This window comes from Pseudoclavibacter sp. CFCC 11306 (assembly GCF_008831235.1).
In the GTDB taxonomy this organism is placed as follows: Bacteria; Actinomycetota; Actinomycetes; order Actinomycetales; family Microbacteriaceae; genus Pseudoclavibacter_A.
On sequence record NZ_WBKF01000001.1, the window covers coordinates 1,053,604 to 1,066,379 of the forward strand.

Consider the following 12,776-nt stretch of genomic DNA (forward strand, 5'->3'; position numbering starts at 1 on the left):
CTCATGCCAGCCCCCACAGCGAAAGGTATGCACTCATCAGCGTGCCGCCCCATTCCAAAGCCGCGACGCCGCCGAGCGCCATCGAGGGCCCGAACGGAATGCCCGTCTTGCGCCGCACACGTCCGGTGACGAGCAGGATCGCGGCGACGATGCCGCCGATCAGAAATGGCAGCAGCACACCCAAAATAATGTACGACCAACCGTGCCATCCAAGTGTGAGGCCGATCAGTACTGCGTACTTCACGTCGCCCATGCCCATGCCGCGTGGTGAGACGAACGCAATGATCAGATAGAGCACGCCGAGGATCAGCGCGCCGAGCAGCGCAGTGAGGGCGCCGTTCCATGCGCTGCCGGCACCGGCCGAAGTCACGCCGATCATGCCGCTCGCCATGGCGATCAGGTAGAGCGCTGCGATGACGGTGGCACTCGGGTAGATGATGCGATTCGGCAGCGTCTGCGTGTCGAGATCGATCATGGCTAGTGCGATGCTGGCGGCGACGAACCAGAGCGCTGCGATGAGGATGCTGCCTCGTGCCACAGCATCTGCCGGCGTCGGCGCGCCGACCAGGTCAGGAGCGAACCGCAGCGCGGTGGCCAGAAAGAGAAGACCGGTCAGCAGTTCGATCACCGGGTAACGCGGGGAGATGCGCGACCCACAGGTGCGGCAGCGGCCGCGCAGCACCAGCCAGCTGAGCAGCGGGATGTTCTCGTACCAGGCGAGCTGTCGCCTGCAGCTCGTGCAGTGGCTCGGCGGCGTGCTCAGCGACTCGTGCTTGGGCAGTCGGTAGATGACGACGTTGAGAAACGACCCGATGAGCAGGCCCAGAATGGCGATGAGGATGGTGAGGATTGTGGTCACAGAGTCCTCCTCGAGATGGGCACGGGCACGATCTCGGGGCTGAGAGTCTGGTTCCCGCTGCCATTGTCTTCGCTGTTGCCGCCATGGCCTGGCTGGGACTCGAGCCATGGTGCGGGCATGTCGGGAACGATGGTCACCGCCGCGTGGTTGTTCGTCTGCCCTGGAGCCCACTGGCCGACCTGCACCCCGCCGGACGTCGCCTTTCGATTATCCCACTGGAGCGTTCCGTGAGTGTAGAGAAACAGGTGCACTCCGTCGACGGTGTTGCCATTGAGCGAGATCGGCTGGGCATTATTGCCTGGCGGGGCCAGAAGGGCACCGGTTGCCACGTCTCGTGCCCCATTCGTCTGGGTCGCGTCTTCTGGCACGATGAGATACAGGTTGAACGGATTCTTCGGATCGGCGCTGGTAAACGTCCAGTTGTACGTCAGCGCCATTCCCGTGTCGCTCATGATCGCCAGATCGTTGTTCAATGTCACGGTGTTCTTTGTGTTGTCCCAACTGGGCAGATCCGGGGTGTTGTCATACCAGGGGTCTGGCCGGTAGATCACCAGAGTCTTCTCAGCGGGCGTTCCGTTCTTCAGCATGCTCTGCAGCTGCGACTTGTTCATCGTGCGAACGGTGTAGCCGTTCTGCTTCCATATCTCGAGCGCATCAGCCGTTGAACGAATCGACGTCATCGGAAAGGCTTGGTCGACATCTGCATTTGTCACCACGGCAGGCTCTGCGGGGGCTGCGGGTGTCGGAGCAGCGACCGGATTGACCGGGGGAATGTCAGCTGCAGGGTTCGCTGGAAGCGACGCCACCACGTGCACCTTGCCCTGTACGGTGCAGGCGTTCGAGCCGGTCGGCGTCGCATTCCTGACATACAGGTCACCGGTGATGGTCGTTCCGTTGGGACACGAGACGCTGTTGGCAAAGACGCTGCCGTTGACTCGCCCGCGGTCAAGGTACATGGTGCCATCAGTGTGAAGGTCTCCGTTGACAGTCACCCCGTTGTAGCCTGTTACATCGCCCAGCGCAGAGACGCCCCCATAGACTCCGCCATCTGCCCATGCGGTGCCGCGCGTGCTCACCGCCCCGTTCACCTGCGCCGAGTTGCGCCCCGTGAAGGCTCCACCGGCGATGATGTCTCCTCTGACGACTGTTCCGCCTCCGGTAGCGCCGATGATGGTCGCCGCGCCGCTGCGGATGCTCCCGTTCGTCTGCCCTGAGAAGGTGACGGATGTCACGGCTGAGATATCGCTCTGGGCACCGTCCCCGATGACTGCGACGCCGTTGGTCATCGTGACAGAACTCCCAGAGGCGATTGGCCCTCTGATGGTGCCTCGATCGGCGTTGATCCAGTCGCCGGCGACGATCGATCCGCGAACCACAGCAGCGTTGGTCAGCGCAACGGCAGTGCCGGCATTGATGTCTCCGGCGATATACCCGCTGCCGCGGTTGTTGTCGACAGTGACATAGGCCCCGGCGGTGACGTTGCCGTCGACAACCGCAGAGTTCACCAGGTCGATGTAGAGCTTCGACGACAGAGATCCGTGCACGAAGCCGTCACCCCTGTTGTTGTCAAAGCGAATCCGCCCGCCCGCTGTCACCTTCCCATCGACTTTCGGGGAGTTGAGCAGCGAGACGTAGCTGCCTGCCGAGATATCACCGTGCACCTCGCCCGAACTGGAATTTCGATCGATATAGACAAGGCCGCCAGCGGTGACAGCGCCTAACGAGGCACAGCCATTCAGCAATGTCACGTTCTGGGGCGTGAGGTATCCCTGCACCCTGTCTTGTCCATCGCAGGTGATGCTGTTGTAGCTGCCGACTGCTGCGTTGACGTTGGGCACAGCGAGGGCACCGCCCGACGAAGCGAGCACGGCGCTGCCACCGGTCGTCGCCGGTGTCGGCTTGGTTCCTGAGGTGATTGAGAAAGTCGCCTGCACTCTGGCCGCGGTCGCACTCGACAGCGAATCGTCTGCGTACCCCGTCGAGGTCACGGTCAGGGTGCTGGGCGAACCGTTCTGAAGTGAGAAGTCTGAGAGGTCGAAGTAGACGGCGTCACCTGCACTGGCGATGCTCTGGTCAAGATGGGTCGGCAGCTTCGACGCATCGAGAAGTTCAGGGTGGTCTGAGAAATAGACGGCGGCGGCCTCGATGCCGCTGTTGGCGTTCGCACGCGCCTGCGCGGCACCGAGAGCGGTGACCGATGAGCGCTGCGCGCTCAACGACGCAGTGGTCATCGTCGCTGTCGCGAGCGCGAGCACAAACATGAATGCCATGACCGTCACGAGGCTCGCGCCGCGTTCAGAGTCACCCACATGTCGCCGCGTCTTATACCGTTCTAGGGGCCGGATACGCAGAGTGTTTCGCTTCATCATGAGTATCTTCCTCCGACAAAGCAAGACGTCGTCTGCCCCTGTACTCCGTCGACGACTGATGCCGGAAGCAGCTGTGCAAGGTCCGGCTGATAGGCAGTTCCCAATAGCGCAGTGGTCGTCACTCGCAGGGCATCATTTGGTGCTGTGGAGAAATCCTTCTGGGTAAGCTCGCCAGCGGTGAAGTCGGCGGTCAGCGAAGTGACCTGCTCTGGGTTCGATGAGTCGGCTGGTTGCCTGGCAAAGACTCTTCCGGGGCTGAGCGCACCGCCAGCCGCCGCTGTGCCGAGTGGCTGCACACCGGTGACCACACGGGTCCAATCGCTGTCGGGACCGTTCGCAGCATCGGGCAGCGTCACCGGTGTGCCTGATCCCCATTGCCACGTGCGCACGAAAATACCCGGCTTCGAGTCTGTGCCGCTGGCGCCAGCCCACCAGACCCACGCCGTGCACGTTGTCGTGCTCGAAGCGGAGGCGTTCCCGCCCGCAGCGGTGGCTTCGCTCATGGCTGAGATGCCCTGTACCTGAGGCACTTCTGCCCCATCGATTTCTGTGGTGTCGTTCGAGACCGCCAGCCCGGCATAGACGCCGTTCGCCAGCGTCGATCTGAACTGCGAGTTGAACGCATCGATCTGCTGAGCGCGCAGCGAGATCGAGGTCGTGTTGCGCTGCATGACCGCGGTCGTGATCCAGAGCGCCGCGACGAGCGCGACGACCACAGCGCTGATTGCACCGGCAATGAGCAGTTCGACCAAGGTGAAGCCGTCTTCTGTACGAAGCGCACTGCAACGCAGACGACGGCGGCGCAAAGGGCCGAGGCGTGAGGCACGAATCACTTGTATCTCACCGCCCCAAGTGTGTTGAGCACCGTGGTCGCACCGTATCGACCGTCTTCAGAGTTCACGTTGCTCTTCGCTGTCACCCGAAAGCTCAGCATCCCTGACAGCTTTGATTCGTCGTCTGGAGTGCAGACCATCTTCGTCAGCTCGTTCAATGTGCCGACACGTGCTTCGTCCGCGGTCATCGGGAACGCATCAGCTGAGTCAAAAGACTGGGTCTGCTGGTCGAAGCGCACCTGGAACCAGTTGGGTACGGCATCGTCGTTGCTCTGATCGTGATCTTGATTCGAGATGGTTCGATAGATCTCGAGACTACCGGCTGCAGACTGAGTGGGGATTCCCCACCAGTCGTTCTCGGAACCATTCTTCTGAATGACCTCGAACGATGAGATCACATCGCTGCAGAGCGGAAGCTGGCCGTCTGCTGATTTGCTGGCGAGCACACCACGAAACTCGTCAATGTACTTCTCGGCGTAAGAAAGTGTGGTGGCCGAAGCCTGATTCTGCCGATTGAGCTTCTGCGTGGCGACGAAGGCCGGAGCCGAGACGCTCATGATGAGCGCGAGAATCGACATGCTGACGATCGCTTCGACGAAAGTCTCACCACGTTCGCAGCACCGAACGCGTTTGCGACGCGTGCAACGAAGCCGCATATTGCCTCTCAATGGGTGGGTGTTGTTTCAAGCCGTTCGAGACTGAAAGCGGCAGGGCTGCAAATGCCTGCCCTGCCGCTTTGGATGGGGCCGCTCAGACACGTTGGTCAGCGCCGAGATGAGGCTCCCGTCGAGAACAATCTGCCACGACTATTCTTCTGTGATCGCACCCTTCAGGTCGGTCTTATACGTCTTCGAGCCGTTCTTGTGCTTGGCCGTTGCACCGTCGGTCGTCACGGTGACCTGAATGTCTGACGTTGAGTTGGGCTGACCTGTCGGGTCGGTGTATCCCTGCTCGTTTGCAGCCTTCTTCAGGCCGTCCAGAGTCAGACCTGCCCCGCTGGTGGCTCCATCGGCAGCGGCCTGGGAAACGACACTCGAAAGTGCAGTCTTGGCCGAGGCGTTACGTGCGTCGTCCTGCGAGTTCATGTACAGCGGAATCGCCACCGCGGCCAGAATGGCCAGAATTGCCACGACCACGAGCAGCTCCACCAGGGTGAAGCCCTTCTCGTTCTCGTCGCGGTTGCGCAGAGCCTTGGCACGGGTCTGCAGCGCAGTGGAAATCGTCTTCATAGAATCCCCTTGATTCGTTATGAGTCAGACGCTGCGAAACTCTCGCGACGTCCATACAGCACCTTGCTGTACATCTCCAACAATAGTCGTATATCTCCCGAATGACCATGAGTCTTGCCTAACCTCACAGGTGGCGTACTGGAAGACGCAGACCTGTCATTCAAAGGCCTGCAACGTGGACAGACCACACCAAGCAAAATCAGTACACATGGCCGGCCTTCTGTCAAGTCTCAGCTGTTGCCGATCAGCGAATTGATCTGGAACATGGGCAGATACAGCGCGATGATCATGCCGCCGATGACGACCCCCATGACCACGATCAGCAGCGGCTCCATGGCCTGCGTCAGTCGCTCCGTCGCCGACTTGACCTCTTGATCGTAGTAACCGGCGACCCGTCCGAGCATATTGTCCAGATCGCCAGAAGTCTCACCAGCAGCGACCATCTGCACCGCAGTACTCGGAAACACTTTCTCTCGCCCCATTGCCGACGACAGCGACTCTCCGTCGCGCACCGCAGCACACACCCGAACCACGGCATCCTCGATCACGACGTTGCCAGCGGTATGCCCCACCGTGTCGAGTGCTTGGGTCAAGGGCACGCCAGCACCAGAGAGCAGCGACAGGTTGCGCACGAAGCGCCCGACCGCCACTTTGTTCACCAGCTTGCCGACCACCGGGATACTCAGCACGAAGGGGTCAACCACCTTCCGAAGACCTCGTTTCGACCGGTTCAGACGATAGGCGACGACGACGACGAAAACCCCGATGATCAGCACCGGCCCCAGCCAGGGCATCACTTTGCTCATCGCGACGAGCATGCGCGTCGGCAGCGGCAGCTCGCCGCCCAGCGCCGAGAACATCTGCTGAAAGATCGGCACGATGAACCACGTGATGCCGATCACGGCCAGAAACGCGATGACGAGCACGATGACTGGGTACGTCGATGCGCCCTTGATGTCGTCTCGCAGCTTCACCTCACGTTCGTAGGTGTCGGCGATGCCGTTGAGCGCTACGTCGAGCGAACCCGAGACCTCGCCGGCGCGCACCAGGCTCACGAACAGCGGCGGGAACACCTCGCTCTGCTGCTCAAGCGCATATGAGAGCCCCATTCCCTGTTCGACCTGCATGCGCACAATGTCCAGCGCGTTGACCAACATCTTGTTGTCGATCTGCTGCCGCGTCGCGCTGAGCGCGGTCACCAGTGGCAGGCCTGCACCGACAAGGGTGGCCATCTGCCGCGCGAAGATCGCCAGCTGGCCGAGATTGGGATGCCTCTCGAGGCCAGGAATGCGAAGCTCGCGGTTCAGCCCCTCGGCGCTGACCTCGTCGATCTGGGTCGGCACGGTGCCGAGCGATTCGATCTTGCGCGCCGCCGAGCGCTCATTCGCCGCAGAGATGCGCCCGCCCACATGCTTTCCGGTCTTATGGTCGATTCCTTTGTACCGGTAGGTGGACTCATCTGTCACGCGGGTTCTGTCTGCCATGTGCGGTCCGTCTTCCTGCTCTCGGCAAGTTCCTGATGCGATCGGCGAGCGCTCGTCGCCTGTTCTGTCAGCGCTCAGCGCGTTGTGAAAGCGGCGCTGTAGCCAGCGTATCCATTTTCCAATGCCCGGAACGAGCCTTGATCTTTGACATAGGGCAGCACATCGTCGCGCTGGACGATGCCCCTGGACACCAGCTGAGCCAAGTGCTGGTCAAGGGTGCGCATACCCTGTTCGCGCCCGGCCTGCACCGCTGAATAGAGCATATGCGTCTTGCCTTCGCGAATCATGTTCGAGATCGCCGGGGTCTCGATGAGCACTTCGCTGGCGGCAATGCGCCCTCCCCCCGTACGTCGCAGCAGGGTCTGCGAGACCACTGCTTTGAGCGTGCCGGCGAGCTGGGTGCGAATCTGAGCCTGCTGGTCTGAGGGAAACACGTCGATGATGCGATCGACGGTCTGCACCGAGTCTTGAGTGTGCAGCGTCGAGAGCACCAGATGCCCGGTCTCCGCAGCGGTCAGCGCCACTTGAATCGTCTCATGGTCGCGCAGCTCGCCGACCAGAATCACGTCTGGATCTTGGCGCAGCGCACGACGCAGCGCTTGACTGAACGACGACGTGTCTCGCCCGATCTCGCGCTGGTTCACCACTGATTTGATGCCCTGATGCACGAACTCGATGGGATCTTCGATGGTCAGAATGTGACAGCGCCGGGTGTGGTTCACACGATCGAGCAGGGCCGCGAGTGTCGTCGACTTGCCCGACCCGGTCGGCCCGGTCACCAGCACGAGCCCCCGTTGCAGCTGTGCGAGGTCTTCGACTGAATCGGGCATGCCCAACTTGCTGAGTCCCACGATGTCATTCGGAATCAGTCGGAACGCGGCTGCCGTACCCTGCCGGTCGAAATAGAGGTTCACACGAAATCGATAGTCGTCGTCCAAGTCGATCGACAGGTCGAGCTCGAGCTCTTCGTTGAAACGTTCCCACTCTGCCTCGGTGACGATCGAGCGCACTGCAGCGCCTGTCTTGGCGGCAGACCAGGGTTCGTCGAAATCGTCCATGTGGCGCAGTTCGCCGTCGACGCGAATCGAGGGGCGCTGTTCGGCTCCGATGTGGAGGTCTGAAGCTTTGCTGCGCACAACAGCCTCAAGACAGGCCTCAAGATGGATGTCCATGTTCTGGAACAGCGAGGCCCGCACACGCTCATCATCATGTCGACGCGGGGGCTCGAACGGCGAGCGCTCGACCGACGCCCGTGGGGGCCGGCCTGTGACCGACGAGGCAGGCGCGACGGCGGCATCCGCGGGGCAACGATGTTCTCGGTTTTCTTCAGGCGACAACACGCAGCACCTCTTCGATCGTGGTGCGCCCTTCGCGCACTTTCTGCCAGCCGTCGTCGCGCATAAGCACGGTGCCCTGCTCGACTGCAGCCTGCGCGATGTCTTCGCTCGGCGCACCGTGCAGAGCAAGGCGCCCGAGTTCTGGCGTCATCTCGATGACTTCACGCAGCCCGACCCGCGACTTGTACCCTGTGTGCTGACAGCGCGAACAGCCGACGGGTTCGTAGACCACCACGTCGTCAGTTTCGCTGGGGCCGGCGAGACCAAGCCGCTGCGCCTGCACGAGCGGGATCGTCTTCGGCTCACGACAGTTCGTGCAGAGCTCGCGAGCCAGCCGCTGCCCCACCACAGCGGTCATGGCCGAAGTGATCAGGTAGGGTTCGACGCCCATCTCTGAAAGCCGGGTGATCGCGCTGGCCGCGTCATTGGTGTGCAGCGTGGCGAGCACGAGGTGACCGGTCAGCGACGCCTCGATTGCGATGCGGGCCGTCTCTTCGTCGCGGATCTCACCGATCAGCACAATGTCGGGGTCGGCGCGCAGAATGGCGCGCAGCGCACGGGCGAAAGTAAGACCGGCACGAGGGTTCACCTGAATCTGGTTGATTCCGGCGTAGCGAAATTCGACGGGATCTTCGACCGTGATCACGTTGACCGCGTCTGAGGCAACGTCGCGAAGCGCCGCATAGAGTGTGGTCGACTTGCCTGAGCCGGTGGGGCCGGTCGCGAGCACGAGGCCGTGCGGGCGGTGAATAGCGTTGCGAAACATCTCGAGCTGATCGGGCTCGAACCCGAGGTCGTCGAGCCGCTGCGGCCCGGCTTTCGCATCGAGCAGACGCATCACGACGGTCTCGCCCCAGACCGTGGGCAGCGTCGCCACACGCAGGTCAACCCGTCGCTCTCCTGTGGATGCGGTGAAGCGCCCGTCTTGCGGCACCCGCTTCTCGGCGATATCCATACCGGCCATGATCTTCAGTCGAGACACGACACCAGCATGAATCTCGGCGGTCGCCCGCTGCACCTCATGCAGCACGCCGTCGATGCGATAGCGCACCACCGACTCTTTCTCGCCGGGGTCAAGATGGATGTCACTGGCGTTGTCGTGGATGGCCTGGCTGATCAGCAGGTTCACGAGCCGCACGATGGGAGCGGTGTCATCACTGCCGTCAGTATCCTGTGTGAGGTCGAGCTGTCGCTGCTGAATCTCTTCGCTGATCGCGGTGGTGAGCTCGCTGAGCTCTTGGTCTGAGCGATGATACTTGTTGATCGCGGCGTCGAGGTCTGCTTCGGCCACGATCACCGGAGTGATCAGGTGCCCGGACGAGAGTTGGGCGTCGTCTACAGCTAATACGTTCGACGGGTCGACCATGGCCAGTGTCAGCGAACCGTCGGCGCCGAAGGCGATCGGCAGCACGTCATCTCGGCGGCACACGTGCGCGGGCACGAGTTTGACCGCTTCAGGGTCGATGTCAACCTGTGACAGGGCGACGAACTCGAGGTGTTCGTGCTCGGCGACCTGCTGAGCCAGCTGGGTGCCGTTCACTTTGGTGTGATCGAGCAGCCAGCGCACCTCACGCGATGTGCCGAGCACATCAGCCGGAACCGCTGCTGCATCACGTTCGCTGAGTGCACCACGCATCACGAGTGCGGGCACCAGGGATGCCATGACTGCCCCTTTCGCGCGGCTGACGCAGCTCACGCTGCTGACGCGGCTGAACTGGCCGCAGGGTTCAGTTTAGTCGAGCTTGATGCTGCCGATCTCGGCCGCGCCCGGCGCAGCTCTGTCGCAGGTTTCTTCTGCGCCTCGCAGCGGGCGCAAATGCTCACTCGCACGCACCCCCCACTCGCACTCTCCCCCACGCCTACACGCACCCCCGGCACCAAGCACCAAGCACCAAGCACCAAGCACCAAGCACCAAGCACCAAGCACCAAGCACCAACATCGAGTGTGCCCAAATAACGTCGAAACCCGCCCAAAACACGACATTTGCGACGACTCGATCGACTCGGCACACAACCCCTGGGCGCACCGTGCTGCCAGAGTGCACACCGTTTCGCTACAGTGCACACCGTTTCGCTGAAACCCCTGCATTTGTGGCGGAACGGTGCTCGGTCGAGCGAAACGGTGCCCGCCTCGCCACCCGCTACGCTCGAACCATGTGCGGACGCATCGTTCAGGCAAAGACCTCCGATTACATCGCCCTGTTCGACGTCGAGCAGGATGACAGCGCCGTCTTCACCCCGACCTGGAATCTCAAACCGACCCAAAGCGCACTGGTGATCGCCGACGGAGACAAAGACGGCATCCGCCGACTCACGCCGGCACGCTGGTCACTGGTGCCGACCTGGTCGAAAGAGCTGAGGCTCAAGTTTCCGACGTTTAACGCACGCATCGAGACGGCCAGCCAGAAGCCGACCTTTCGGAGGTCGATGAAGAGTCGCCGCTGCGTCTTCCCCATCGACGGATACTACGAATGGCAAACTGTCAGCAAGACGAAGACACCGTACTTCGTGCATGCCGGCCCGGGTTCGGTGCCGCTCGCGCTGGCCGGGCTGTACAGCTGGTGGCGCGACCCGGGCGCTGACGAGCCGGGCCTATCCGCGGCGGGTGGCGGGGCCGGTTCCGCGGCGAGCGCTGCGCCAGACTCGGCGGCGGATGCTGCATGCGAGCCCGACACACACGGTGACGGCTGGGTGCTCACCGCGACGGTGCTCACGCAGACCGCAGCGCCGGAACTCGAGTGGCTGCACGATCGCATGCCGGTCGTACTCGAAGCCGACGCGCACGGCAGAGAGCTGCTCGATGCGTGGCTCAACCCCGACGTCGACGGTAGTCGACTCGCCCACGACATAGAGGCCGCGAGTGCCGCTGCAGTCGAGTCGCTCGCCTGGCGCGAGGTCGCTCCCCTGCGCGGCGACGGGCCAGAGCTGACAGCGGCCGTCTGACCGGGCCTGCCTGCCCCGTAGAAAAGCCCGCAAAACCCGTAATGCGCTCCGCAGGGGTTCTCGGCAGCACCGCATGCACGGCGCAAGGACGTTCTTTCGGCGCGACTTCGTCGATACGTTGTGAATGAACCACCGGCTGAACTCGCTGCTCAGTGCACCGCCCCTTTGCACTGTGCAGCAGTTCGGCCGGCGTTCAGAATCTTGGCACGGGCCTAGCCGGATGAGAATAGCCCCCAACCGGCCAGGCCCAACAGCTCTCAGCCAGCGGTGATCAAAGCCGTCTTGTGCTTCGTGGTCAGCATCATCACCGCATAGACGCCACTCGCCAGTACTGCAGTCACGATAGGGCCCCAAATCGACCCAATACCGGCGAGATCCGGGTTGACATACTTGAGCTGAAGCATGAGCAGTCCGACGATCGTGGCGATGATCCATGCGGTCAGACCCGCAGGATTCCCTCGTCGATAGTGCACGTCATCGATCTGGCCGTGCTCTTGTCTCTTGGTCAGCAGTACATGCGTGACCGCGATTGCCACCCAACCGGTCACCAAGACCCCCTGCCAAGCCAACGCCAGCAGAATGTACTGCAGCACCGGCAGAAGCATGAGCAAATACACGAGCACCGAGTTGAGAATCACGAAGACGATGTTCGGCGCTTTGATCTTCAAGACGCGGCGGGCAAGGTCTGCGAGGTTGGCCGTTCCCAAATAGTAGTTCGCGGTGTTCATTCGCGTCTGCGATGCCACGATGACGATGAGGCCAATGATCCCCATCATGTTGACGATACCGACGGCCACACCGCCTTCCGACGCTTCGAACCCCGGAATCGACGAGACCAAAACGATTCCCACGATCCCAGAGAATCCATATGCCAAGACATAGAAGATCGGCCCAAACGTGACCCACTGATGAAACTTCGTATCATCGCGGCGTCCAAGAGCGGCATAATCCATGGTGTACATCATCATGATCCAGATGCCCATGTAGCTCGCATAGACAGCAAGCCAGCCTGGCCCACCTTGACCCACCGGAATTGCGGGAACTGGAGGTGCAACGTGAAGGCCGTCAAATTTCACCCCGGCCCAGATCACTGCAGCGATAAGACCGAAAAAGTACACTGGCAGCAGAACACCGTTGATTTTATCGAGGAACCTCCGAGCTCCTCCGACAATCAGCGGGGTCGTATAAAGCACAACAATCAGACTCCAAAACCAGAGCTGACCACCGAACTGCGCTTGCAGAGCGACCGCAACAATAGATCCTTCAAAAACCGAATAGTAGATCGCCACAAGAGCGAAGATCGCTGTTGCAATTGCCGACCCAGTACGGCCCAGAATGGTTCGAGAAAAGAGTGCGACAGTCGATCGATTGTTGATGGAATATTTGGACAACAGTGCATTGATCACACCATATGTGATGATCGTGAGAACAATGCCGATGAGAGCACTCGTCGTCCCGTATGCGACACCTAGCGCAGCACCGATATATACAAAAAACATCGCTGAAGCAGATCCAGACCAGGCAAAGAGCAGCTTGGGGCGAGACATCTGATCTTCGTCATTGCCCGCACGTGCCAGAGCATCCGTAGCTTCTACCGTCTCGTTACTGCCTGTGAGATTTATTGACATTCTGATCTCATTTCTGTGGTGGGAGTACAACTCATTCTTGGTATTTGTGTGCTCTGAACGTTTGATCACCGAACACACGCAGCTCCTACAAGCG

At 61.3% G+C, this 12,776-nt stretch carries 10 protein-coding genes; 1 reads left to right on the forward strand and 9 read right to left on the reverse strand.

Annotated elements, in window-relative coordinates:
* Position 1: 1 nt before the first annotated feature.
* The 8 genes from F8O09_RS04565 to F8O09_RS04600 all read right to left on the reverse strand — a co-directional run bounded on the left by F8O09_RS04565 (position 2) and on the right by F8O09_RS04600 (position 9,774).
* Positions 2 to 859: a prepilin peptidase gene (locus F8O09_RS04565; RefSeq protein WP_192497559.1), complete on the reverse strand. Its 858-nt coding sequence runs from the start codon at positions 857 to 859 to the stop codon at positions 2 to 4.
* On the reverse strand, positions 856 to 3,129 hold the full coding sequence (locus F8O09_RS04570) for a hypothetical protein (protein ID WP_158054087.1): 2,274 nt from the start codon (positions 3,127 to 3,129) through the stop codon (positions 856 to 858). The genes F8O09_RS04565 and F8O09_RS04570 overlap by 4 nt, the downstream gene beginning before the upstream one ends.
* A 95-nt stretch (positions 3,130 to 3,224) precedes the next feature.
* Positions 3,225 to 4,061, reverse strand: a complete 837-nt coding sequence (locus F8O09_RS04575) for a prepilin-type N-terminal cleavage/methylation domain-containing protein (protein ID WP_225732874.1) — start codon at positions 4,059 to 4,061, stop codon at positions 3,225 to 3,227.
* On the reverse strand, positions 4,058 to 4,639 hold the full coding sequence (locus F8O09_RS04580) for a hypothetical protein (RefSeq protein ID WP_158054089.1): 582 nt from the start codon (positions 4,637 to 4,639) through the stop codon (positions 4,058 to 4,060). The genes F8O09_RS04575 and F8O09_RS04580 overlap by 4 nt, the downstream gene beginning before the upstream one ends.
* Before the next feature lie 228 nt (positions 4,640 to 4,867).
* Positions 4,868 to 5,290 carry a prepilin-type N-terminal cleavage/methylation domain-containing protein gene (locus F8O09_RS10610; protein ID WP_158054090.1) on the reverse strand — a complete coding sequence of 141 codons (423 nt, stop codon included), beginning with the start codon at positions 5,288 to 5,290 and terminating at the stop codon, positions 4,868 to 4,870.
* Between the two features lie 230 nt (positions 5,291 to 5,520).
* On the reverse strand, positions 5,521 to 6,774 hold the full coding sequence (locus tag F8O09_RS04590; protein WP_158054091.1) for a type II secretion system F family protein: 1,254 nt from the start codon (positions 6,772 to 6,774) through the stop codon (positions 5,521 to 5,523).
* Positions 6,775 to 6,848: 74 nt separating this feature from the next.
* Positions 6,849 to 7,970 (reverse strand): type IV pilus twitching motility protein PilT, encoded by a 1,122-nt coding sequence (locus tag F8O09_RS04595; protein ID WP_318655747.1) that lies wholly within the window; start codon positions 7,968 to 7,970, stop codon positions 6,849 to 6,851.
* Between the two features lie 130 nt (positions 7,971 to 8,100).
* Positions 8,101 to 9,774, reverse strand: a complete 1,674-nt coding sequence (locus tag F8O09_RS04600; protein ID WP_158054092.1) for a GspE/PulE family protein — start codon at positions 9,772 to 9,774, stop codon at positions 8,101 to 8,103.
* A gap of 491 nt (positions 9,775 to 10,265) precedes the next feature.
* Here F8O09_RS04600 and F8O09_RS04610 point away from each other — a divergent pair, with 491 nt between their 5' ends.
* The gene (locus F8O09_RS04610) at positions 10,266 to 11,054 is read left to right on the forward strand and encodes an SOS response-associated peptidase (RefSeq protein ID WP_158054093.1); all 789 of its coding nucleotides are present in this window, start codon (positions 10,266 to 10,268) and stop codon (positions 11,052 to 11,054) included.
* A gap of 257 nt (positions 11,055 to 11,311) precedes the next feature.
* Here F8O09_RS04610 and F8O09_RS04615 read toward each other — a convergent pair whose 3' ends face one another.
* Entirely contained in the window at positions 11,312 to 12,682 is a 1,371-nt protein-coding gene (locus F8O09_RS04615) for a purine-cytosine permease family protein (RefSeq protein WP_158054094.1), read from the reverse strand.
* Positions 12,683 to 12,776 lie beyond the last annotated feature (94 nt).

Excerpts from the sequence above, each read along its gene's own strand:
- F8O09_RS04570 (WP_158054087.1), bottom strand. The coding sequence starts at position 3,129 with ATGGCATTCATGTTTGTGCTCGCGCTCGCGACAGCGACGATGACCACT.
- F8O09_RS04580 (WP_158054089.1), bottom strand. The coding sequence starts at position 4,639 with ATGTCGATTCTCGCGCTCATCATGAGCGTCTCGGCTCCGGCCTTCGTC.
- F8O09_RS10610 (WP_158054090.1), bottom strand. The coding sequence starts at position 5,290 with ATGAAGACGATTTCCACTGCGCTGCAGACCCGTGCCAAGGCTCTGCGC.
- F8O09_RS04590 (WP_158054091.1), bottom strand. The coding sequence starts at position 6,774 with ATGGCAGACAGAACCCGCGTGACAGATGAGTCCACCTACCGGTACAAA.
- F8O09_RS04600 (WP_158054092.1), bottom strand. The coding sequence starts at position 9,774 with ATGGCATCCCTGGTGCCCGCACTCGTGATGCGTGGTGCACTCAGCGAA.
- F8O09_RS04610 (WP_158054093.1), top strand. The coding sequence starts at position 10,266 with ATGTGCGGACGCATCGTTCAGGCAAAGACCTCCGATTACATCGCCCTG.
- F8O09_RS04615 (WP_158054094.1), bottom strand. The coding sequence starts at position 12,682 with ATGTCAATAAATCTCACAGGCAGTAACGAGACGGTAGAAGCTACGGAT.